Source organism: Cohnella candidum (assembly GCF_003713065.1).
GTDB lineage: Bacteria > Bacillota > Bacilli > Paenibacillales > Paenibacillaceae > Cohnella > Cohnella candidum.
In genome coordinates, this window is sequence record NZ_CP033433.1 from 2,017,730 (window position 1) to 2,038,312 (window position 20,583).

At 60.3% G+C, this 20,583-nt stretch carries 25 protein-coding genes; 8 read left to right on the plus strand and 17 right to left on the minus strand.

All coding sequences use genetic code 11. The features are described 5' to 3' along the window. Positions 1-13: 13 nt before the first annotated feature. The 7 genes from EAV92_RS09530 to EAV92_RS09560 all read right to left on the minus strand — a co-directional run bounded on the left by EAV92_RS09530 (position 14) and on the right by EAV92_RS09560 (position 5,476). The gene (locus EAV92_RS09530) at positions 14-838 is read right to left on the minus strand and encodes a purine-nucleoside phosphorylase (RefSeq protein WP_123040864.1); all 825 of its coding nucleotides are present in this window, start codon (positions 836-838) and stop codon (positions 14-16) included. 25 nt (positions 839-863) lie between these two features. Beyond that, positions 864-2,042 (minus strand): phosphopentomutase, encoded by a 1,179-nt coding sequence (locus tag EAV92_RS09535; protein ID WP_123040865.1) that lies wholly within the window; start codon positions 2,040-2,042, stop codon positions 864-866. 46 nt (positions 2,043-2,088) lie between these two features. Further along, positions 2,089-2,982: a site-specific tyrosine recombinase XerD gene (xerD, locus tag EAV92_RS09540; protein WP_123040866.1), complete on the minus strand. Its 894-nt coding sequence runs from the start codon at positions 2,980-2,982 to the stop codon at positions 2,089-2,091. Between the two features lie 29 nt (positions 2,983-3,011). Continuing rightward, a complete protein-coding gene (locus tag EAV92_RS09545) occupies positions 3,012-3,245 on the minus strand; it encodes a DUF4227 family protein (protein WP_123040867.1) in 234 nt (77 codons plus the stop codon). A 65-nt stretch (positions 3,246-3,310) separates the two neighbouring features. Then, a complete protein-coding gene (gene ald / locus EAV92_RS09550) occupies positions 3,311-4,426 on the minus strand; it encodes an alanine dehydrogenase (RefSeq protein WP_123040868.1) in 1,116 nt (371 codons plus the stop codon). 68 nt (positions 4,427-4,494) lie between these two features. Next, positions 4,495-4,983: a glutathione peroxidase gene (locus EAV92_RS09555; protein ID WP_123040869.1), complete on the minus strand. Its 489-nt coding sequence runs from the start codon at positions 4,981-4,983 to the stop codon at positions 4,495-4,497. Beyond that, positions 4,970-5,476 (minus strand): MarR family winged helix-turn-helix transcriptional regulator, encoded by a 507-nt coding sequence (locus EAV92_RS09560; RefSeq protein ID WP_164472708.1) that lies wholly within the window; start codon positions 5,474-5,476, stop codon positions 4,970-4,972. The genes EAV92_RS09555 and EAV92_RS09560 overlap by 14 nt, the downstream gene beginning before the upstream one ends. Before the next feature lie 97 nt (positions 5,477-5,573). On the opposite strand from EAV92_RS09560, the gene EAV92_RS09565 reads away from it, so the two are divergent. Beyond that, positions 5,574-6,050, plus strand: a complete 477-nt coding sequence (locus EAV92_RS09565) for a glutathione peroxidase (RefSeq protein WP_123040870.1) — start codon at positions 5,574-5,576, stop codon at positions 6,048-6,050. Between the two features lie 49 nt (positions 6,051-6,099). On the opposite strand, the gene fur is transcribed toward EAV92_RS09565, so the two are convergent. The 4 genes from fur to EAV92_RS09585 all read right to left on the minus strand — a co-directional run bounded on the left by fur (position 6,100) and on the right by EAV92_RS09585 (position 9,148). Next, positions 6,100-6,573, minus strand: coding sequence for a ferric iron uptake transcriptional regulator (gene fur, locus EAV92_RS09570; RefSeq protein ID WP_123040871.1), 474 nt, complete (start codon positions 6,571-6,573; stop codon positions 6,100-6,102). Positions 6,574-6,651: 78 nt separating this feature from the next. After that, positions 6,652-7,311 (minus strand): stage II sporulation protein M, encoded by a 660-nt coding sequence (gene spoIIM, locus EAV92_RS09575; protein WP_123043661.1) that lies wholly within the window; start codon positions 7,309-7,311, stop codon positions 6,652-6,654. 65 nt (positions 7,312-7,376) lie between these two features. Beyond that, the gene (locus EAV92_RS09580) at positions 7,377-8,573 is read right to left on the minus strand and encodes an endonuclease Q family protein (RefSeq protein ID WP_123040872.1); all 1,197 of its coding nucleotides are present in this window, start codon (positions 8,571-8,573) and stop codon (positions 7,377-7,379) included. Then, complete coding sequence (locus EAV92_RS09585) at positions 8,570-9,148, minus strand: NUDIX domain-containing protein (protein WP_123040873.1); 579 nt, start codon at positions 9,146-9,148, stop codon at positions 8,570-8,572. The genes EAV92_RS09580 and EAV92_RS09585 overlap by 4 nt, the downstream gene beginning before the upstream one ends. Positions 9,149-9,242: 94 nt before the next feature. On the opposite strand from EAV92_RS09585, the gene mciZ reads away from it, so the two are divergent. Then, a complete protein-coding gene (gene mciZ / locus EAV92_RS09590; RefSeq protein WP_123040874.1) occupies positions 9,243-9,383 on the plus strand; it encodes a Z-ring formation inhibitor MciZ in 141 nt (46 codons plus the stop codon). A 91-nt stretch (positions 9,384-9,474) separates the two neighbouring features. On the opposite strand, the gene EAV92_RS09595 is transcribed toward mciZ, so the two are convergent. Then, on the minus strand, positions 9,475-10,287 hold the full coding sequence (locus tag EAV92_RS09595) for an anti-sigma factor (protein ID WP_164472709.1): 813 nt from the start codon (positions 10,285-10,287) through the stop codon (positions 9,475-9,477). After that, entirely contained in the window at positions 10,280-10,885 is a 606-nt protein-coding gene (locus EAV92_RS09600; protein WP_123040876.1) for a sigma-70 family RNA polymerase sigma factor, read from the minus strand. The genes EAV92_RS09595 and EAV92_RS09600 overlap by 8 nt, the downstream gene beginning before the upstream one ends. Before the next feature lie 212 nt (positions 10,886-11,097). Between EAV92_RS09600 and EAV92_RS09605 the strand changes: the two genes are divergently transcribed. The 5 genes from EAV92_RS09605 (at position 11,098) to EAV92_RS09625 (ending at position 16,536) form a co-directional block, all read left to right on the plus strand. Then, the gene (locus EAV92_RS09605) at positions 11,098-12,252 is read left to right on the plus strand and encodes a COG1470 family protein (RefSeq protein ID WP_123040877.1); all 1,155 of its coding nucleotides are present in this window, start codon (positions 11,098-11,100) and stop codon (positions 12,250-12,252) included. A gap of 2 nt (positions 12,253-12,254) precedes the next feature. After that, the gene (locus EAV92_RS09610; protein ID WP_241158493.1) at positions 12,255-13,265 is read left to right on the plus strand and encodes an ABC transporter ATP-binding protein; all 1,011 of its coding nucleotides are present in this window, start codon (positions 12,255-12,257) and stop codon (positions 13,263-13,265) included. After that, positions 13,249-14,295, plus strand: a complete 1,047-nt coding sequence (locus EAV92_RS09615; RefSeq protein ID WP_338134413.1) for an ABC transporter permease — start codon at positions 13,249-13,251, stop codon at positions 14,293-14,295. The genes EAV92_RS09610 and EAV92_RS09615 overlap by 17 nt, the downstream gene beginning before the upstream one ends. Before the next feature lie 163 nt (positions 14,296-14,458). Next, positions 14,459-14,974, plus strand: a complete 516-nt coding sequence (locus EAV92_RS09620; RefSeq protein WP_241158550.1) for a helix-turn-helix transcriptional regulator — start codon at positions 14,459-14,461, stop codon at positions 14,972-14,974. 29 nt (positions 14,975-15,003) lie between these two features. Continuing rightward, positions 15,004-16,536 carry a DHA2 family efflux MFS transporter permease subunit gene (locus tag EAV92_RS09625; protein ID WP_123040880.1) on the plus strand — a complete coding sequence of 511 codons (1,533 nt, stop codon included), beginning with the start codon at positions 15,004-15,006 and terminating at the stop codon, positions 16,534-16,536. Positions 16,537-16,598: 62 nt separating this feature from the next. Here EAV92_RS09625 and EAV92_RS09630 read toward each other — a convergent pair whose 3' ends face one another. Continuing rightward, complete coding sequence (locus EAV92_RS09630; RefSeq protein ID WP_123040881.1) at positions 16,599-17,735, minus strand: M20/M25/M40 family metallo-hydrolase; 1,137 nt, start codon at positions 17,733-17,735, stop codon at positions 16,599-16,601. A 69-nt stretch (positions 17,736-17,804) separates the two neighbouring features. Between EAV92_RS09630 and prli42 the strand changes: the two genes are divergently transcribed. Continuing rightward, on the plus strand, positions 17,805-17,900 hold the full coding sequence (prli42, locus tag EAV92_RS24540; RefSeq protein WP_164472711.1) for a stressosome-associated protein Prli42: 96 nt from the start codon (positions 17,805-17,807) through the stop codon (positions 17,898-17,900). Here the strand turns inward: prli42 and lipB are convergent. The 3 genes from lipB to EAV92_RS09645 all read right to left on the minus strand — a co-directional run bounded on the left by lipB (position 17,881) and on the right by EAV92_RS09645 (position 20,552). Further along, a complete protein-coding gene (gene lipB / locus EAV92_RS09635) occupies positions 17,881-18,579 on the minus strand; it encodes a lipoyl(octanoyl) transferase LipB (RefSeq protein WP_123040882.1) in 699 nt (232 codons plus the stop codon). The genes prli42 and lipB overlap by 20 nt on opposite strands. An 86-nt stretch (positions 18,580-18,665) precedes the next feature. Further along, a complete protein-coding gene (locus EAV92_RS09640; RefSeq protein ID WP_123040883.1) occupies positions 18,666-19,214 on the minus strand; it encodes a DUF1697 domain-containing protein in 549 nt (182 codons plus the stop codon). Between the two features lie 15 nt (positions 19,215-19,229). After that, a complete protein-coding gene (locus EAV92_RS09645; protein ID WP_123040884.1) occupies positions 19,230-20,552 on the minus strand; it encodes a dihydrolipoamide acetyltransferase family protein in 1,323 nt (440 codons plus the stop codon). Positions 20,553-20,583 lie beyond the last annotated feature (31 nt).

The following is a 20,583-nucleotide window of genomic DNA, read 5'->3' on the forward strand; positions in this document are numbered from 1 at the left end:
GTATCCTATCGCCTTACATTTGCGGAAGAACGGCCATGACCAGCGAGATGAACCGGTCCTTTACCTTCTCCGAAGTTTCCATGACTTCTTCGTGATTCAACGGCTGATCCAGGATGCCCGCCGCCATGTTGCTGATGCAGGAGATGCCCAGCACCTCGATGCCGGAATGGCGCGCCACGATGACTTCCGCGACCGTGGACATGCCGACGGCGTCGACGCCTAGCGTTCTCAGCATGCGGATTTCGGCCGGCGTCTCGTAGTTCGGTCCAAGCAAGCCGACGTAGACGCCTTCTTGGACCTCAAAGCCCAGTTCTTTCGCCGACTGCTTCGCTATTTCGCGCAAGCGGCGGCTGTACGCTTCCGACATGTCGGGAAAGCGCACGCCGAGCGCGTTGTCGTTGGGCCCGACCAGCGGATTGCGGCCCGTCAGGTTGATGTGGTCGGAAATGACCATCAGGTCGCCGGGTCCGTAACCGAGATTGACGCCGCCTGCGGCGTTCGTCACGAGAAGCGACTTCACGCCGAGCGCCTTCATGACGCGTACCGGAAGCGTCGTGCGCTCCGCTTCGTAGCCTTCGTACAGATGGAAACGTCCGCGCATCAGGATGACGTTCCTTCCTTGCATCCGGCCGATGACAAGCTCGCCGGCATGCCCTTCCACCGTGGAAATCGGAAAATGCGGAATTTCATGATAAGGGATCGTGACCGAGTTCTCGAGGTCGTCCCCGAGCACCCCGAGGCCGGAGCCGAGAATGAGGCCGATTTCCGGCTTCGTTTGAATGCGGGAGGCGATAAATTGCGCGGCCTCGTCGATAATGGCTTTGGTTACGTGGGTCATGCCGTATCCTCTCCTTAGAACGGAATCAAACAAGCCGGGCCAGGAAGCTGCGTCCGTGCGTCGTAAATGCTTGAAGCCCGAAATTGTCGGCGATCGTCGCGGCCAAATCCGCATACGAAGCCATGGTGCCGAGGTCGCCCGGCTTCGTGAAAGCGGGGCTGCACGCCAGCAGCGGCACGTACTCCCGCGTATGGTCGGTTCCGGCGTGGGTCGGATCGTTGCCGTGGTCCGCCGTGATAACGAGAAGGTCTCGTTCCGTCAGCGTGTCCAGCAGCGCCGGCACCGCCCGGTCGAACTCCTCGAGCGCGCGCGCGTAGCCTTCCGGATCGCGCCGATGCCCGTAAAGCGAATCGAAATCGACCAGGTTCGTGAACAGCAGGCCGCGGAAATCGCCCTTCAGCTCCTCGAGCGTCGTTTCGATGCCGTGCGCGTTGCTTTGGGTCGGGAGCGCCTTGGTGACGCCTTCCCCGTCGAAAATATCGTTGATTTTCCCGACCGCAACCACGTCGCGGCCCGCGTCCTTCAGCGCGTTCAGCACCGTCGGCATCGGCGGCTTCACCGCGTAATCGTGGCGGTTCGGCGTCCGTTTGAACGCGCCGGGCTGCCCGACGTAAGGCCTTGCGATGACGCGGCCGACGGAAAACTCGTCCTTCATCGTCAGCCGGCGCGCGATCCGGCAAGCCGCGTACAGCTCCTCCAGCGGAATGATCTCCTCATGCGCCGCGAGCTGGAACACGCTGTCCGCCGAAGTGTAGACGATCCAGGCGCCGGTTCTCATCTGCTCTTCCCCGAGCTCGTCCAAAATTTCCGTGCCGGAAGCGGGTTTGTTGCCGATGACGCGGCGGCCGGTCTCTTGCTCGAACGCTTCGATCAGCTCGGCAGGGAATCCGTCCGGGAACGTGCGGAACGGCGTTTCGATGTGCAGTCCCATCAGCTCCCAATGCCCGGTCATCGTGTCTTTGCCCGCGGAAACCTCCGCCATTTTGCCGTAATAGGCCGAAGGCGAAGCTTCCTTCTCCCAATCCGAGATCGGCGCGATGTTGGCGAGACCCAGCTTCCGCATGTTCGGCAGCTGCGTGCCGCGCACGGTCTGCGCGATATGCCCAAGCGTATGCGCGCCTTTATCCCCGTATTCCGGGGCGTCCGGCAGTTCGCCGATGCCTACGCTGTCCAGCACGATCACGGCGATTCTTTCGAATGTCATGGTGTGTCCTCCTCATCGTCCCGCCGGGCGGCGGCGGGCTTTCCCTCTAACGGGCGCGCGGGTGGGCGCGGTCGTATTCTTCTTTGACCCTGGCCCTGGCGGCCGTCTGATACATCTGGGTCGTCTGGGGACTGGCGTGGCCGAGCATTTCCTGAACGGCCCGCACGTCCGCGCCGTTCTCCAGCAGATGCACGGCAAACGAATGCCTCAGCGTGTGAGGGGTCAGCTCATCAGGAATGCCGGCCGCCCGGGCGTATTTCTTGATGATTTTCCAGAAGCCTTGCCGGGTCATGCGAGTACCGAGATGGTTCGGAAACAATGCGTCCGCGGGCTTGTCCGCCCGGATCAAAGCGGGTCGGCCTTCCTCCAGGTAACGCTTCAGCGAGCGGGCCGCGATGCCTCCGATCGGGACCATCCGTTCCCGGCTGCCCGGACCGGAGCAATGAATGAAGCCCATGTCGATCCGGACATGGGAGACGTCCATCGCCATCAGCTCGGACACCCGCATGCCCGTCGCGTACAGAAGCTCCAGCATGGCCTTGTCCCGCAGCCCTTGAACGGTTTGTTCATCCGGCGCGTCCAACAGTTTGCCGATTTCCTCCGACGCTAGCGTCCGCGGCTCCTTGCTTGCCGGTCTCGGAGCTTCCACCTGCAGCGTCGGATCGCGCTCCAGCACCCGCTCGATGACCCCGTAACGGCATAACCCGCGGATGGAGACGAGCCGTCTGGCGATCGTAGCCGAAGATTTGCCTTCCTGGCGCATTCGATGCATGTATGCCTGCAAATGTTTCGGTTGCAGCGCGCCCGGCGTCGTCACGCCCATCTCTTCCAATGCTTTCGCGAAATCCGCCAAATCCCTGCCGTAGCTGACGCGGGTGCTCTCCGATACGGCGCGGTCCTCCGCCAACCGGTCCTTGAAGTCTTGGATCCATTTCAGCATGGCTTGCGGAAAACCTCCTTCTCCCTGCTCTACTCCCCGTACCAATAGAACAAGCGCAGACGGTCGCCCGGCGATGTTTCCGGGTCGTCTCCCGTGCCGGAATGGAAAACCTTAGCGGCGCGGCCTTCAGGTTCCTTGTACGGATCCTGAGGCTTCAGCCAGCCGTGGAACCAGCCGAACAGCCCGTGGACGACGACCGTCAACACCAGGAAAAACAGCGTGAACTGCAGCCGGCTCCACCATTTGTCGTACGTATCCTTCATCGCCGATCCCCGCCTTGTCCGTTTTCTCGATAAACGGTATGTCAGGGAGCGGCGAATGATGCCTTTTACCGCGACACCGCCAGCGGGACGTAGTCCGCGCCGATCGCTTCCGCGACCTGCGGATGCGTGATCGCGCCCGCATGGACGTTGACGCCGAGGGCAAGCGCGGAATCGGCGGCGACGGCCGACTCGAAGCCTTGAGCGGCAAGCTTCATGACATAGTCGATCGTGACGTTCGTCAGCGCGAGCGTCGAAGTCCGCGGCACGGCGCCGGGCATGTTCGCGACGGCATAGTGGATGACTCCGTGCTTCTCGTAAACGGGATCCTCGTGGGTCGTGGCACGGTCGATCGTCTCGATCGAGCCGCCTTGGTCGACGGCGACGTCGACGATGACGGCGCCTTTCTTCATCGTCTTCACCATTTCCTCCGTGACGAGCCTCGGCGCCCTGGCGCCGGGTACGAGCACGGCTCCGATCAGGAGGTCGGCTTTGCGGACCGCGCTTGCGATGTTATGAGGGTTGCTCATGAGCGTCCGCAGGCGGCCTTGGAATACATCGTCGAGATAGCGCATCCGCTCGCCGCTTTTCTCCAGCACGACGACGTCCGCTCCGAGTCCGAGCGCCATTTTGGCGGCGTTCGTGCCGACGATGCCCCCGCCGATAATGATGACCTCCGCCGGAGGAACGCCGGGCACGCCGCCAAGCAGGACGCCTCGGCCGCCCTGGAACGCCTCGAGGTACTTGGCTCCTTCCTGGACGGACATGCGGCCCGCCACTTCGCTCATCGGCGTGAGCAGCGGAAGGCTCCGGTTCGCCAGTTGGATCGTTTCATAAGCGATCGCCGTCACGTTCGCGGCCGCGAGCGCCTTCGCCAAATCAGGCGCAGCCGCAAGATGCAGGTACGTAAAGAGAATTTGCCCGGAACGGAAATATCCGAATTCCTCGGCCACGGGCTCCTTCACCTTCACGATCATCTCGGCGCGTTCCCATACCGCTTCCGCGCCGCCGACGATGACCGCTCCCGCGGCGAAATATTCTTCGTCGAGGAATCCGCTGCCGACGCCCGCCCCGGCCTGCACGACGACCTCATGCCCTTGCTGCCGCAGCATGCCCGCTCCGGCCGGCGTCAACGCGACGCGGTATTCCTGGTTTTTGATTTCCTTCGGTACTCCAACGATCACGGCGAATTCCTCCCGAATGGATCCTTACCCATCGTATGTACGCGTTCAAAGCACCGGACGTCTTCCGTTTACAATAACTCCCGAATCGAAGGCTCGATTTCCGACGGCACGACCCCGGGCTCGAACCGGGTGACGACGTTTCCGTTCCGGTCGACGAGGAACTTCGTGAAGTTCCATTTGATTTCGTCGTCCGCTCCCTCGGGCTCGCCTTGGAAAGGCGCTTGCTCTTTCAAGTAGCGGTACAAGGGATGGGCATCCGGTCCGTTGACGACCGTTTTCTCGAACAGCGGGAACGTGACGCCGTAGTTGATTTTGCAAAATTGCTGCACTTCTTCGTTCGTGCCCGGCTCCTGCGCTCCGAATTGGTTGCACGGAAACCCGAGGATTTCAAGCCCTTGCTCCCGGTAAGTCTCGTACAGCTTCTGAAGCCCCTCGTATTGCGGAGTCAACCCGCACTGGCTGGCCGTGTTCACGATCAGGAGCACTTTTCCCTTGTAAGGCGTCAAATCCGTCTCCTGCCCGTTCATCCGGCGCGCTTGAAAATCATAAATTCCCATCGTTTGTCCCTCCTCGTTCCTCTTCCTCCGGACGATCCGATCCCGGCGGCATTCCCTTGAGCTTCCTCATCGTTTCGACCACCTGCACGCGCAAAGCGTCCGCTTCTTCAGCCGAAACTCCCGCGCTGCAAAACAGCCGCTCCGGGATGCACTCCGCTTTCGCTTTAAGGGATTGACCCTGCGGCGTCAGCTCAATGACGACGATTCTTTCGTCCCTGGGGTCCCTCCGCCGCTCGAGCAGGCCCATTCCCTCCAGCTTTTTCAAAAGCGGGGTCAGCGTGCCGGAATCCAAAAACAGCCGCGCCCCCAGCTCTTTGACGCTGATCCCGTCCCGTTCCCAAAGCGCCAGCATCGCGATGTACTGGGTGTAGGTCAGGCCGAGATCCTTCAGCAGGGGGTGGTACAGCTTCGTCACTTCCTTCGCCAATGAATATAACGCAAAACAGACCTGGTTTTCCAGTTTCAACATCTCTTTATCTTCCACCAATGCCATTCCTCCGTTCCTTCACGGCCGGCAGCGCCAACTTGACGCCCTAATTAAATTGTGTACAATTTAATTATAAACAATTCCTATGAGGGAGGAAACCCCTGTGTCCCTTTACGACATTGAGGTCAAATCAATCCGCGGCGATTCGGTCAAAATGTCCGAATACCGCGGCGACGTGATGCTGATCGTCAACACCGCAAGCAAGTGCGGATTCGCCCCCCAGTACAAAGATCTGCAGCGGCTTCACGAAACTTACGCGTCCCGGGGCCTTCGCGTTTTAGGCTTTCCGAGCAATCAATTCGCGCATCAGGAACCGGATGACGAAGCGGCCATCGAGCAGCACTGCCAAATCAACCACGGCGTAACCTTCCCGCTCCATGCGAAAATCGACGTCAAAGGTCCGGGCGCCCACCCCTTGTACCGGTTGCTCACGAGCGAAGCGCGAGGCTTTCTCGGCACGAAGGCGATCAAATGGAACTTCACCAAATTCCTCGTCGACCGAAACGGCCGCGTCGTCAAACGCTTCGCGCCGACCGTCACGCCGGATAAAATCGAGCCTTATATCGCCAAATTGCTGTAATAAAGATAGTAAACGCAAAAAAAGCGCGTGACCTGAGCGGTCATGCGCTTTATTTATCGGTTTCTTCCTTCGTTTCGGACGCCCTGGCCGCGTTGCATTTGGCGCAAATGCCCTGAAAGTCGAGGCGATGGTCCAGAACGGAAAATCCGTATTCCTTCTCCAGCCGCTCTTCCAACGGAATCAGCCAGTCTTCCATGATCTCGGTCATGGAGCCGCACTGAACGCAGATCAGATGGTGATGATGGTGTTTGTTGCTCTCGGTCCGCAGGTCGTAACGCGCGACGCCGTCTCCGAAGTTCATTTTCTCGACGACGTGCATCTCGCTGAGAAGTTCGAGCGTTCGATAGACGGTGGCAAGTCCGATTTCCGGCGCCTTTTCCTTGACGAGCATGAACACGTCCTCAGCGCTCAGATGGTCTTCCTCGTTCTCGAGCAATACGCGGACCGTCGCTTCCCGTTGGGGTGTCAGCTTGTAGCCCTGGGATTGAAGCTGCTGTTTCACTTTTTCAATGCGGGCTTCCAATGCTCTTGTCCCCCTCCGTTACTCGGTACGCATGGTTCCATTATAGGGGGACCCCGTTCGGGAAGTCAAACCGTACTGCTAGAATAGAAGCGTGCTGATAGACGTTTCCGCCATCGCGGCGTGCGGCGCCACGCGCTCCAGCAGCAGCGGGGATACGTAAGCTTCATAGAGGGAAGCCAGGCACAGCATCGCCAGCATCAGGGCCGCCGAAGCGGTGTGCGCCAGAAAGGGAGGCAGCAGCCTTCCTTTGCGGCGGAACAACCTTTCCCGTACGACGAAGTACGCGAACCGGGCGGCCGAGACGCTCGCGATCATCAGCGCCGGAACGACCAGGGCGTTTTGCGGGGCCACGGCCGCAAGAGAGACGAGCACGCCCTGCCACGCATATTCATGGATGAGCAGCCCGACGGTGAAACCGATCAGGACGCCCTTCAAAAAATCGAGCACGAGCACGAGCGGAAGTCCGATGACGGAGATGCCCAGCAGCCAAATCAACACCAGCCATTTCGCGTAGAAAAGAAAACTGCCGCTGAAAGTCCCGGCCGGATTCGGGGTTTGGGCGTCATGGACGCTTTTCATGTAAAGTCCCAAGTGCTCCGCCAATTCCTGCTGCTGCGCGAAAGTCAGCGCGTGCACGAGCAGCGCCCCGAATACGGCGCCGACGACGAGCAGCACGCCGACGAACAGATACAGATTCACGTTTTCCCTCGCCGACAGGCTCCATAGACGCACGTTCACGGATACCATTCCCTCTCTCAAAGGCGGTTCGTCTTGTGCTAATGGTTATGTCGGACAAGGCCCGTTTAGAAGGGCGGCGACAGTTTTCCGTACGTGCCGCCGCTTCCGGGCGTAAACGAAAGCTTTCCTTCGCGTGCCGCCAGAATGGCGGAAGCGATCTTGGCACCCGCCGCGGCGGCGAGTTTCTCTTCCGGCGCCCGGTGCAGCACCTCCATTTCAGTGCCCGCTTCGCGCAGCAGCTTCTCCCGCGTCACCTTTCCGATCCCCGGAAAGAAGTTCAGCGGTACTTGCGGGAGGTAGGGCGCGCGGCCCTCGGGATGCACCGGTTCCTCTCGGTCGGCCAGCATGTCGATCCGGCCCGAGACGCCGCGGATCAGCTTCCGGCTGCCGCAGGACGGACAAGCCTCCTCCGCTCCTTCATCGCTTTGGGCGGAGAGCGCTTTGCGGCAAGCCGCGCAGTAAGTGGTGTGGTACTTGCCGAGTTGGGGGTGCAAGCCGTAGTTCGCGGTGATTTTCCGCCCGGCTTGTCCGCGCAGGGCCATCGCCCATTCGGCGAACGAAGGCTCTTGCAGGAGCAGCTCGTTGCACTCACGGCCGATCATGCCCGTCGAATGAGCGTCGGAGTTCGTCAGGAACGGATAGCGGGCCAACTCCGTGATCCGGTCCGCCATGTCGGAATCCGAGCTAAGTCCGAGCTCCACGGCGGCAATACCTTCCGGATCGAGGCGGTCGGCCAGCCGGTCGGCCGAGCAGCCGAGCAAGCCGCGGTGCGGAGTGAACACGTGGGCGGGTACGAGCAGGCCTCCGCGCGCAAGCAGCTCCGCCTGCAGCTCCCGTGCGGTTACCCGAAGCCGCTGTGAACTCAGATTCACGTTCTTCATGCGGGGAGCCATCCAGGCGGTCCACTCTTTCATCGAAGCCAAGTCCGGCAAGTAGCCGAGCAGATGGAAAGGGCCGCCTCCCTCTTCGCGGACTTCCATCTCGGCGCCGAGCAGGATGACGGTGTCGCGGTAGCGAATGCCGCCGCCATCCGCTTCTTCCATCTCCCCGGTATCCAGGCAGCGTTCGATATCCGCCTGCACGGCCGGAGAGTGGCAGTCGATGACGCCGATCAACTGGACGCCTTTGCGCTCCGAGGCTTCATGCGCGATCGACCGGAACGTCAAATCGCGGCTGGCGCTGATTTTAACGGCAGTGCCGTTGTCCGTCCTACCGATGTGGACGTGCAGGTCGGCGAAGTACGGTTGAAGCGGCTTGTTCATCCCGGCCAAGATCCCGTCGCGGCATATAGCTGCCAAGCGTACAGGGCCAGAAGCGTCTTGGCGTCGCAAATCCGACCGTCGCGGACATATTGCCAAGCCTGTTCGAGCGTGATGGCCTCGCAGGTGAGGAACTCCTCCTCGTCGAGATGGACTTCGCCTTTCGTGAGCTCATCCGCGAAGTACAAGTGTACGATTTCCTCAGCGAACCCGGGCGAAGTGGAGAAGGATTGCATGTGCTTCAGCCGGGACGCACGGAAGCCCGTCTCCTCCTCCAACTCGCGCCCCGCCGCTTCGAGCGGATCCTCGCCCGGCTCCAGCTTGCCCGCCGGGATTTCCACTTGAACCTTTTCCAGCGGTTTGCGGAACTGCTCAACGACGAGCATCTTGCTCGCCCCCTCCACGAGCGCCAGCACGGCAACCGCGCCCGGGTGCTTCACGATCTCCCGCGTCGCCGTGCCTCCGTCCGGCAACCTCACCGTATCGACCTGAAGGGAAATCATCCGTCCCTGGAAAATAGGCTTCGTTTCAAGCGTTTCTTCATAGAACGGGTGTCTGCCGCCCGTATTTTCGGCCATCCTCGTCTCCTCCTGTCATGAAAAAGCCGTTTGGCTCATAGGTTCAAATTAACGGCTTGTCCGCACGAATGCAAGCCCGCGAGGAGGAACCGACATGCTCAAACGTTACGCGACGCCCGAAAAAATCCGCTGGGTCGGACAAGCCTGGGAAATCCGCCATGCGCTGCGCCAGGAGCTCCGCCGGCTTGGCGGCAAAGCGATGTTGAGGGATCTGTTGCCGAAGGCTCAGGGCTGAAAAATCGGGAAATGCCGGACAGAGGGTCCAGTCCTGGGGTGCCGGCACTCGTGATCGTCGCATTTTGCTACCATTTTTCGTCTCGCCTCCGCTACTCTGCCGCTTCGTCCCCTTCACCCGCCAGGCGGATATGCGCGGTTTCCGGAACCGTCGGGTGGTCGCTTCCCCCTTTGGGTTCGATCGTGAACGCCAGCTCCTCCACCTGCGGCAGGACCTGACTGTGCGAATAGAGATGTCCTTGGGCTTGGTGGAATTCGAGCAGTCCCAAGTTGGTAAACCCCTCCTTCACCGATCCCCATGCCTGCACGTCCCGGCTGTCCGCAGGCAGCATCCCGTCGAACAGGATGAACATTTCCTGCGTTTGCCCGTTGACCCATACGGTCACCTTTTTACGAACAGACGAATCCGGCGCCTCCGGTGCGAAAGCCGGTTTGACCGAGTAAACCCGCGTGTCCGGGCGCTCCATGAGCGCCACGACTTCCGGCTGGTGCAACCGGGCGTATTGAACGGGAGCCAGCGTTTCGTTACGCGCCGCTTCGCCATCCGCAGTCCGGGGCAGTTCCCGCAGCAATATAGCGGCCGCCAACACCAAAACCATTGCGGCAGCGCCGGCGTACTCAGCCCGCTTGCCTGCCCATTTCGTCCGCAAACCGCTTCTCCAGACCGCCCGGCGAAGCGATCTCCGCACACGTTCCGAAGGCATCGGACTCCCCGCAAACGCCGATCCGCCGTCCGCCAAATCGTCCCGCGCACCCAACCACTCTCCCCATTGCCGATGGGAAATCCGGCATGCCGGGCAAACCGCCAAATGCCGCGCCATCGCTTCCGCCGTGTCGGCCGGAAGCTTCTTCAGATGCCAATCCGCCCAGCGTTCCTCGGGCACTCCGCAATCCCGCTCATTCATGGTCTCCCCCCTCCCGCGATTCCGCCCAGCCCAGCCGTTCCATCGCTTTGCGCAAGTGGGAAAGCCCATAACGGACCCTCGACTTCACCGTGCCGATCGGGACCTGCCAGGATTCGGCCAACTCCCGCTGGCTCCGGTAATCGTAAAACGCCGCGGCCAACGTCTGCCGCTGGGCGCCCGGCAGCTCCACCCATGCCCGGCGAAGCGCCTCCTTCTCCAGCTTCGACAGCACCCGCCGTTCCGTATCCTCGCTCTCCCGCAACACATCCGTCTCGACATCGAAAGCAGCGCCCGCCGCGATCCGGCGCCGTTTGCGCAGCCGGTCCATGCAGCGGCTTTTGGTCTGCACCGCGAGCCACGCCTCTACCGAGCCCCGCGAAGGGTCATAACGGTCGGGCTGCGTGATGATCTGCATCAGCACGTCGTGGCACACGTCTTCGGACTCCATGCGGTCCTGCAGCATTTTCAGGGACAACCCCATGACGAACGGAGCCGCCGACTCGTAAAACCGGTCGAACGCTTCCGGCGAGCCCTCGCGAATTTGCCGCAGCAAGCCCGCCAAATCCTCCCGCCCGACGGGACGAAATGCCGTATCCATGGGAACAGACACCTCCGGCCGAATTTGATCGTTCAATGGCTTTTCGATACATAAATACCAAAAATCCCGGGCCAAGGGAATCACCTTCGACTCTTTTTATCTTCCTTTAAGCTTCCGTTAAGGGAACTTTTATCTTCCGGACTAAATCCGCGAATGAGCTTCACGCGTAATGGAGGTGAAATCAAAATTTAGTCCATGGAGGGTCCCGCAAAATGAAACAGAGAGCATGGAAGTCCCGCATTCTGATGGCCGCCGCCCTGGCGATCTCGCTGCTGTTGTACGCCGCTCCGGCGTTCGCGGCGGGAGGTACGCAAATCTACACGCCTTACACGAACCTTTCGGCGCCGCCCGGGGAAACGATCAACTACCAGGTCGACCTGATCAACGACACGGACGAAATCAAAACCGCCGATCTGAGCTTCCAAGCCGGCTCTGCGAACTGGACCTACGAACTGACCGCGGACGGGCATGGCATCAAGCAGGTCGCCGTCAAGCCGAAGGAGTCGCAAACCGTCAGCCTGGCGCTCACCGTTCCCCTCGAAGTGGAAAAAGGAGATTATGCGTTCCAGTTGAACGCAGGCGCGTTCGGTACGCTGCCGATCAAGGTCAGCGTGTCGGAGAAAGGCTCATACAAATCGGAGCTCAGCACCGAGCAGCCGAACATGCAGGGACATTCCGACTCCACGTTCACGTACAGCCTTTCGCTGAACAACCGCACCGCGACGAAGCAGCAATACGCCCTGACGGCGGAGGTCCCGAACGGCTGGGATTCCAAATTCACCGTAGACGGGAACGGGGTGACCAGCGTCGACATCGACCCGGGCGCTTCCAAATCGGTCACGCTGAATCTGACGCCGGCCGAGAACGCGAAAGCGGACACCTATAAAGTCGCCGTCCACGCGAACAGCGGCAATACGTCCGCCGACGCGGAAGTCGAAGCCGTCATTACCGGCACTTACGGCATGAGCCTGTCCACGGCTAACGATAACCTCAGCGCCACCGTGACTGCCGGCCATGAACGCAAGCTGGAGCTCGTCGTCAAAAACACCGGCTCCGCGGATTTGACCGACGTCAACCTTACGGGCACCGCTCCCTCGGAGTGGGAAGTGAGCTTCGAGCCCAAAACGCTCTCATCGATCAAACCGGGTGAATCCAAACCGGTAACCGCAACGATCAAATCGTCCGGGAAAGCGCTGGCCGGCGACTACGTCGTCGGTTTGACGGCGCAGGCAGCCGAGAAATCCGCCGAAGCGAGCATCCGGATGACCGTGAAAACCTCGGTCCTGTGGGGATGGATCGGCGTGCTGATCGTGCTGGCCGTCGCGGCCGGCGTGTACGGCCTTTTCCGGAAATACGGGAGGCGGTAAAGTTGAGCATCCAAGCGGAAAACCCGGTCATCGAACTGAAAAGCCTCGTCAAAAAATACGGCGAATTCACCGCGGTGGATTACCTGTCGCTCAGCGTCTACCCGGGCGAAATTTTCGGCCTGCTCGGTCCGAACGGCGCCGGCAAAACGACCACCATCCTCATGATGCTCGGCTTGACGGAACCGACTTCCGGCAGCGTGAAAGTGTGCGGCATCGATTCGACGCGGAATCCGATCCAGGTCAAACGCAAAGTCGGCTATATGCCGGACGACGTGGGCTTCTATGAGGACCGGTCGGCGCTCGACAACCTGCTTTACACGGCGGGCTTGAATCGCGTGCCGCCTGACGAAGCCCGGGAACGGGCGAATCTGCTGCTCGAGCGCGTCGGACTGGCCGAAGCCGCGCGCAAAAGGGTCGGCACGTTCTCCCGCGGCATGAGGCAGCGGCTCGGGCTGGCCGACGTGCTCATCAAAAATCCCGAGGTCATCATCCTGGACGAACCGACGCTCGGCATCGACCCGGAAGGCGTGCGCGAACTGCTCTCGCTTATTCGCGACCTGAGCCGCAAGGAAGGCTTGACCGTGCTTCTGTCGTCCCATCACTTGCATCAGGTGCAGCAAATCTGCGACCGCGTCGGGTTGTTCGTGCGGGGCAAGCTGATCGCCTCCGGAGACATCGACGCCTTGTCGCGGCAGCTTGACGGGGCGCCGTCGCATCGGATCGAGATCGACGTCAGTTCCAGCAGCGGCCATCTCGAAGAGGCGCTTCGCGGCATTGAAGGCGTGTCTTCCGTGACGCGCAAGGAAATCGACCGCTTGTCTTCGGATAGCGGCGGAACGGACGCTCCGATCACGCTGGTCGTTTCCTCGGCCTCCGACATCACGCCGGAGCTCGCGGATTTCGTCATCCGCCAAGGAGCCCGCATTCACGGCCTGCGGCCTCATCGCTACGGCCTCGACGATATTTATCACCGTTATTTCGAAGGAGGAGAAACCCGTGAGCGTTTGGGCTGACAAACTGCGCGGCTCCATGGCCGCGAGATTCCGACGCGACCGGCCGGCTGCCGCCCTGGAGTCGAGCCGGACGCCGGCTCCCTTCTGGGTCATGGTGCAAAAGGAATTCGGCGACCATATCCGCAGCTGGCGTTTCGTGATCCTTCTCGCGATCGTGACGCTGGCCTGCATCGGTTCCATCTACACGGCGGTCACGGCGCTCAAGGCGGGCGTATCGCAGGCGGACAATCCGACGGATACTCGGTTCCTGTTCCTCAGCATGTTCACCGTGTCCGACGGCAATTTGCCGAACTTTCTGACGTTCCTGTCGTTCTTGGCCCCGCTGATCGGCATCGCGATCGGCTTCGACTCGGTCAACTCGGAACGGAACAAGGGCACGCTCAGCCGCGTGCTGTCTCAGCCCGTCCACCGCGACGATTTCCTGAACGCCAAGTTCGCGGCCGGGCTGCTGCTGATTGCCGTGGTGATTTTCTCACTCGGTTTGCTGGTGATGGGCATGGGGCTGTTCACGATCGGATATCCCCCGACGCCGGAAGAATTCGGCCGCGTCATCATCACGCTGCTGATCACGACGGTGTACGTCGGCTTGTGGCTGAACCTGTCCCTGCTGTTTTCCGTCCGATTCAAACAGGCTGCAACATCCGCGCTGGCCGGCATCGCGCTGTGGATTTTCTTCCTGGTGTTCTTCAGCATGATCGTGAACCTGATCGGCAACGCCACGTCGCCTTCCGATACGGCGGATGCGGCCGTCATTCTCCGACACGCGGATTGGATGCAGCTGCTGTCCCGCCTGTCGCCCGCACAGCTGTTCCAGGAAGCGGCTTCCACGCTGCTGCTGCCAGACGTGCGGACGTTGAATCCGTTCGTCACTCAAGAGCAGGCGTATCTGGCGATCTCCGCACCGCTGCCATTCGGCCAAAGCCTGCTGCTCGTCTGGCCCCACATCGTGGCTTTGATCGCGGAAACGGCCGTCTGTTTCGCGGCTTCGTACGTGCTCTTCATGCGGCAGGAAGTCCGTTCCCGCTCTTGAACCGCGCGTTTCCACCCCATCCTTCTCCGATCCGGAGAAGGATTTTTCATGCAGATTTTAACAAAAAAATATATTGACTCGATATATATCGGTCCAATATAATCAGCGAGCGGGCATGGAACATTTGCCAATTTTCAGCGAGGTGGTGAGACGGGTGACGAGCATGGACGTCATCCTGGGGCTGCTGCACCAACGGCCTTATACGGGGTACGAGATCAAACACGCGTTCCAGCATCAATTTTCGTATTTCTTCGATGCCAGCTTCGGCACGATTTACCCGACGCTCGGCAAAATGGAGAAATTGGGCTACATCACGAAGGAATCGATTCCCCAGGACAATCGTCCCGTTAAACACCTTTATTCGTTGACTGACGAAGGGCGCAAACAGTTTCGGGAATACCTGGTCTCTCCGCTCGAACCGGAATCTTTCCGTTGCGATTTCCTCGTCAGGCTCACGTTCGGGGAACATTTGGGAACGGACGCCTTGATTCGGTTGGTCGAGGAAAACCTCAACGGCTCCAGAGCTTACTTAGCCGAGCTCGAAGGAAAGTGGACGAAATTCTGCGACCGGATGAGTCCGAGCCAGGAAATCGCCATTCGGATCGGGATCGAATCCAACAAAGCCCGCGTGAAGGTGTTGGAGGAAGGGCTGGCCAAGCTGAAAGGGAAAGGCCTGTAAGGAAAGATGGGAGTGGAGGAGAAAGTATTATGGCAAAAGAGAAAAAAGGCTTGATCATCCTGTCCATGATGCTGGGACTGCTCATGTCCTCGCTGGACAATACGATCGTGTCCGCCAGCATCAACAAAGTCATCGACGACATCGGCGGCTTCGACAAAAACGCGTGGATCTTCACCGCCTACATGCTGGCGTCGACGAGTACGATGCTCATTTTCGGCAAACTGTCCGACATGTTCGGGCGCAAAAGGTTTTACCTGATCGGCATCAGCTTGTTCCTCATCGGTTCGGCGCTGTGCGGCACGGCGACAGACATCTATCAGCTGATCTTCTACCGGGTCATCCAAGGCATCGGATCCGGTTCGATCTTCCCGATCTCGTTCTCGATCATCTATACGTTGTTCAGGGACCCGAAGGACGCGGCTAAAATGTCCGGCGCTTTCGGCGCCGTGTTCGGCCTCTCTTCGGTAGCGGGGCCGCAGCTCGGCACCTGGATCTCCGAATCGCTCGGCTGGCAATGGTGCTTCTATGTTAACCTGCCGATCGGCATCGCCTCTTTCCTCGTGCTATTGTTCGCGCTGAAAGAGTCCAAAGCGGAAAACAAACCGAAAATCGACTTCCTGGGTGCCTTCCTGATCGTCGTCTCCACGGTCACGGTCATGTTGGCGCTGGAGCTCGGCGGCAAAGACTACGCGTGGGATTCCTGGCAAATTCTCGGCTTGTTTGCCATCAGCGCGATTGGCGCGGTCATCTTCTATTTCGTGGAGAAGCGCGCAGCCGAGCCGATGCTTCCGCTGAACATTTTTAAAAGCAAAATGGTTTCGGGAACCAGCTTCATCGTCTTCTGCCAAGGCGCGATCATGTTCGCGGCGATCACTTACATGCCGTATTTCGCCACTTACGTGCTGGGCAAAAGCAGCTCGAACGCCCTGCTCACCCCGATGATGGCGTCCGTTATCGTCGGCGCGATCCTGCTCGGTTTCCTGCAGGCGTTCCTGAAGTTCCGGACGATCATGTTCATGAACATGGCGCTCGGCATCGTCGTTTCCTTGCTGCTCATGAATTTGTCTTATGACGATCCCTACTGGAAAGCGATCGGAATCGTCGTGCTGCTCGGCCTCGGCGTCGTCGGCCCGCTCATGAGCGTAGCCCAGAACGCCATCGCTGCCAGCGTCGACGAGAAATACATCGGCGTATCGTCGTCGATCGTCGGCTTCTGGAGAAGCATCGGCGGCGTCATGGGCGCTTCCGTCACCGCGGTAATCGTGAACCGCGATATGACCGCATCGGCCAAACAAGCGGTGGCGCAGTTCCACATTCCCGCCGATCAAATCGCGACGGCCGGCAACCCGTCCTATGTTTTCCGTTTTGCGGACCAATTCCTGCCGAAGCAAGCCGACCTGGTCGCTTTCTACAGCCACGAGCTTTCGCACGGCATCAACCACGGCTTCGTCGTCTCCTTGTGCTTCATGGCCGCGGGAGTCATCGCTTCGCTGTTCGTAGGACCGGCGAAAATGGAAATGAAGAAAAAAGGCGAGGAGCCTTCCATCCAGCACGTCGCGTGACTTGCGCATAAAGAAGGGTGTCGACGAATTCGTCGGCACCCTTTGCGTTATCGGACAATCGATTACTTGCTGCGTTTCGCCGTCTCCGCCACGATGGCGAGAACGAGCTCGGCCACTTTGACGATGTCGTCGGCTTTGATCCGCTCGTTCGTCGTGTGGATGTCCTCATAGCCGATGGCGAGGTTCACGGTCGGCACGCCGTTTCCGTTGAACATGTTCGCGTCGCTGCCGCCGCCCGATTCGAATTGGAACGGTTCGGCGCCGATTTGCCGGATCGCCGATTTAGCGATTTCCACGACGTCGTCCCCATCCCCGAACCGGTACGCCGGGTAGATCACGATGTTCTCGAACTCCAACTCGGCGCCGTATTCCTTCGCCGCGCTCTCCGCCGCTTCTTTCATGGACGCCACGACGGCCTCCATTTTGGAATGGTTGCGGCTTCTCGCTTCGGCGTAGATCTTCACTTTGTCGACGACGATGTTCACTTCGCCGCCGCCTTCGAAACGGCCGATGTTGGCGGTTGTCTCATGGTCGATGCGTCCGAGTTTCATGCGGGACACCGCTTTGGACGCCACTTGGATCGCGCTGATGCCGTCTTCCGGGTTGACGCCGGCGTGGGCGGCTTTGCCTTTGAACGTGATGAACTGGCGGGAATTCGTCGGAGCCGCGACCGCGATGCCCCCGACGGCACCGTTGGAATCGAGCGCGTAGCCGAAGTCGGCGCGCAGCAGCGAGCCGTCCATCGCGCGGGAGCCGATCAGGCCGGACTCCTCGCCCGCCGTGATGACGAGCTGGATCGAGCCGTGCGGCAGGTTGTTTTCTTTCAATACCTTGACCGCTTCGAAAATCGCGGAGAGTCCCGCCTTGTCGTCGCTGCCGAGGATCGTCGTTCCGTCGGAGCGGATGTAGCCGTCGTCGTCCAGCCGCGGCTTAATGCCGTTGCCGGGATTTACCGTATCCATGTGGGAGGTGAACAGCAAGCCCGGCGCGTTCTCCGCTCCCGGCGTGGCCGGGAACCAGGCGAACAGGTTGCCGGAGCCGTGGCCGGTCTTCGCGGCCGTGTCGTCCTCGGTCACTTCCAGGCCGAGGGCTCCGAATTTCTCCTTCAGTACTTTGCTGATCGCTTGCTCGTGTTTCGTTTCGCTGTCGATTTGCACCAATTCCATGAATTCCGCTAAAAGACGTTCGCGATTGACCATGATCTTTCCTCCTGACGATGCTTTCGTTACAATAGGGGTACGAGCTGAATGAGAAAGGTGTGTCTTTCGTTGAACAAACGCATGTTCAAAATCGTCGTCTGGGTCACGCTGGGCGCCATGCTCTTCACGACCGTGCTGATGAGCGTCAGCGTATTCCTTCGATAACCGAATTCCCCGCCGCTTCCGAGAAACCGAACACGCCGCGGAAATGCGGAACGATTCTTCGCCCGATTTCCTCCACGTCCAGTTCGAGACCGGTCAGCGCCTCCAGCGAGGTCACCCCGTATTCGCGGATTCCGCAGGGAACGATCCCCGTGAACCCTTCCTTCTCCACGCCTCGCTTCACATTGAAAGCGAAGCCGTGGCCGGTGACGAAGCCCCGCCTCGTGCGGGCTTTGTTGAATTTGACGCCGATCGCGGCGATTTTCTCGTCCCCGACCCAGACGCCGGTGTAAGCCGGTTTCCGCCCGCCCTGAAGGCCGAACTCCGCCAGCAGGCCGATGATCGCTTCTTCCAAATCCCTTAAATACTTATGCAGGTCCAAGCCTTCCGCTTCCAAATACAGGTGGGGATAGCCGACCAACTGTCCGGGACCGTGGTAGGTGATGTCGCCGCCCCGGTCGATCTGGAACACGGAAATGCCCCTTCGTTCCAATTCTTCCGGACCGAGCAGCAGATGCTCCGGATGCCGGTCAGAGCCGATCGTATAGGTCGGCGGATGCTCGAGCAGCAGGAGCGTATCGCCTCTCTCCCCGCGGTCGATTTCCCGGACGAGGCGCTTTTGCAGCTCCCACGCTTCGGCATAGCCGATCCGCGACAGCCATTCGGTATGTAAAGGTTTCATCCGCGCCCTCCCGTCCGCTGGCTTTCCCGTTCATTGTAACGCAACGAAAGCGCCGTCCGCAAACGGCGCTTCCGATTTTCTTGGGATCATTCCGGCTTTGCCGACGCCATCGCGGATAGCTTGCCGGCCGTATTCCAATTCCGCAGCGTAACCGGCACGCCGAGCTTGTTCATGCTAGCGCCGAGCTTCGAATCCCGCATGCCGGCCTTGAACATGACGTACAGCTCGCGGCCGACGAGACGGAACTGATCGTTCTCCGTGACGTACTTGCGGATTTTATCGAGCTGCGCTTCGGACGGCAGCTGCCCGAGGTATCCGACGTGCAAGTGCAGCTCCTCCGGAGTGCCTTCCGACGCGAAAGGGTTGTTCTCGAGCGCTTGCCTAAGCTCTTCGTCCGTCCGCAGCATCACGGCGACCGGGAAGCCGAACGCCCGCTCGATTTCCCGTTCGATCCGCTCGGCCAGCGCGGCTTCCCCTTCCGCGGATTCGGCTTCGAAAATGACGTTGCCGCTGTTAATGTACGTTTGAACGCGTCCGAAACCCATTTCCTCGAACATCCGCTTTAACAAGGGCATGCTGACCTTCTTGTTGCCGCCCACGTTGATCCCGCGCAGCAACGCCGCGTATACCGTCATTCCGGCCGCCTCCGCTTAGTAAAGTTTCGTGTCCGGCCCGAAGCCTTCCAGGATCTCCTTGACCTTCTGGTGGAACCTGCCGCAAATGATGCCGTCCAAAATCCGATGGTCGAAGGAGAGGCACAGGTTGACCATCGAACGGATGCCGATCATGTCGCCGATGACGACCGGCCGTTTGACGATCGCTTCCAGCGTCATGATTGCCGCTTGAGGATAGTTGATGATCGGATAAGACAGCACGGAGCCGAAAGTTCCCGTGTTGTTCACGGTGAACGTGCCGCCCTGCATGTCCGAAAGCTTGAGTTTGCCCTCGCGCGTTTTGCGGGCGAGCTCGTTGATTTCATGCGCCAGGCCGGTAATCGTCTTCTGGTCGGCGTTGCGGATTACCGGCGTGAGCACGGAATCTTCGGTGCCGACGGCGAGCGACAGGTTGATGTCGCGTTTGACGATGATTTTATCGACGGCCCAAACCGAATTCATCAGCGGATATTCCTTGATGGCGCCGACGACCGCTTTCAACAGGAACGGCATGAACGTCAGGTTGATGCCTTCGTTTTTCTTGAAATCGTCTTTCAGCTTCGCGCGCAGTTGGACAAGGTTGGTGAGGTCGACTTCGACCATCGTCCAGGCGTGCGGAATCTCATTGACGCTCTGGCGCATGTTTTTGGCGATCGTGTTGCGGATCGGCGTCACGTCGATCGCGTATTCGCGCCCCGACGCGGCTTGGCCTTCGTCGACTTCGACGACGGGCAGACGCGGCGGTTCCGCCGGCCTTGCGGGCAACGCGGGCGTCGCCGCCGGAGTTGCGGGTGCAGGTGTGTAGGCGGCTTGAGTTTGGCCCGTCAAGCCCGATTGGATCGCGGTCTCGACATCCTTGCGGGTTATACGCCCGCCGATACCGGTGCCCGCTACCCGGGTCAAATCCACGCCGTTCTCCGCGGCCAGACGCTGAACGGCCGGCGAGTACCGGGCGCGCATCGGCGCGGACGGATCGAACGCCGCAGGCGCCGCGACCGCGGCGGCCGGACGGCTCGGCGCGGCTGCGGCCGGCGCTGGCGCCTCCTCCTGCGGTGCGGGTGCGGCAATCTCCTGCTCCGTTTCCACGAGGCAGATCGGCGCGCCCACGTCCACGACTTCCCCGGCGCCGGCCAAAATTTTGACCAGCTTGCCCCGTACCGTCGAAGGCAATTCCGCATTCACTTTATCCGTTATGAGTTCGCATATCGGCTCGTACATATCGATCATGTCGCCCGGCTGCTTAAGCCAACGGTCGATCGTGGCGTTGACGAGCGATTCCGCCAGTTGGGGCATCACGATCTCGACGATCTGTTTCGCCATGGCCTACCCTCTCCTTCCGGCCGGATTCGCG

What these genes read in the sequence shown, in the direction of transcription:
- EAV92_RS09530 (WP_123040864.1), bottom strand. Translation starts at nt 838, where the DNA reads ATGACCCACGTAACCAAAGCCATTATCGACGAGGCCGCGCAATTTATC.
- EAV92_RS09535 (WP_123040865.1), bottom strand. Translation starts at nt 2,042, where the DNA reads ATGACATTCGAAAGAATCGCCGTGATCGTGCTGGACAGCGTAGGCATC.
- xerD (WP_123040866.1), bottom strand. Translation starts at nt 2,982, where the DNA reads ATGCTGAAATGGATCCAAGACTTCAAGGACCGGTTGGCGGAGGACCGC.
- EAV92_RS09545 (WP_123040867.1), bottom strand. Translation starts at nt 3,245, where the DNA reads ATGAAGGATACGTACGACAAATGGTGGAGCCGGCTGCAGTTCACGCTG.
- EAV92_RS09555 (WP_123040869.1), bottom strand. Translation starts at nt 4,983, where the DNA reads ATGGGAATTTATGATTTTCAAGCGCGCCGGATGAACGGGCAGGAGACG.
- EAV92_RS09560 (WP_164472708.1), bottom strand. Translation starts at nt 5,476, where the DNA reads ATGGCATTGGTGGAAGATAAAGAGATGTTGAAACTGGAAAACCAGGTC.
- EAV92_RS09580 (WP_123040872.1), bottom strand. Translation starts at nt 8,573, where the DNA reads ATGAACAAGCCGCTTCAACCGTACTTCGCCGACCTGCACGTCCACATC.
- EAV92_RS09585 (WP_123040873.1), bottom strand. Translation starts at nt 9,148, where the DNA reads ATGGCCGAAAATACGGGCGGCAGACACCCGTTCTATGAAGAAACGCTT.
- mciZ (WP_123040874.1), top strand. Translation starts at nt 9,243, where the DNA reads ATGCTCAAACGTTACGCGACGCCCGAAAAAATCCGCTGGGTCGGACAA.
- EAV92_RS09595 (WP_164472709.1), bottom strand. Translation starts at nt 10,287, where the DNA reads ATGAATGAGCGGGATTGCGGAGTGCCCGAGGAACGCTGGGCGGATTGG.
- EAV92_RS09600 (WP_123040876.1), bottom strand. Translation starts at nt 10,885, where the DNA reads ATGGATACGGCATTTCGTCCCGTCGGGCGGGAGGATTTGGCGGGCTTG.
- EAV92_RS09605 (WP_123040877.1), top strand. Translation starts at nt 11,098, where the DNA reads ATGAAACAGAGAGCATGGAAGTCCCGCATTCTGATGGCCGCCGCCCTG.
- EAV92_RS09620 (WP_241158550.1), top strand. Translation starts at nt 14,459, where the DNA reads ATGGACGTCATCCTGGGGCTGCTGCACCAACGGCCTTATACGGGGTAC.
- EAV92_RS09625 (WP_123040880.1), top strand. Translation starts at nt 15,004, where the DNA reads ATGGCAAAAGAGAAAAAAGGCTTGATCATCCTGTCCATGATGCTGGGA.
- EAV92_RS09630 (WP_123040881.1), bottom strand. Translation starts at nt 17,735, where the DNA reads ATGGTCAATCGCGAACGTCTTTTAGCGGAATTCATGGAATTGGTGCAA.
- lipB (WP_123040882.1), bottom strand. Translation starts at nt 18,579, where the DNA reads ATGAAACCTTTACATACCGAATGGCTGTCGCGGATCGGCTATGCCGAA.
- EAV92_RS09640 (WP_123040883.1), bottom strand. Translation starts at nt 19,214, where the DNA reads ATGACGGTATACGCGGCGTTGCTGCGCGGGATCAACGTGGGCGGCAAC.
- EAV92_RS09645 (WP_123040884.1), bottom strand. Translation starts at nt 20,552, where the DNA reads ATGGCGAAACAGATCGTCGAGATCGTGATGCCCCAACTGGCGGAATCG.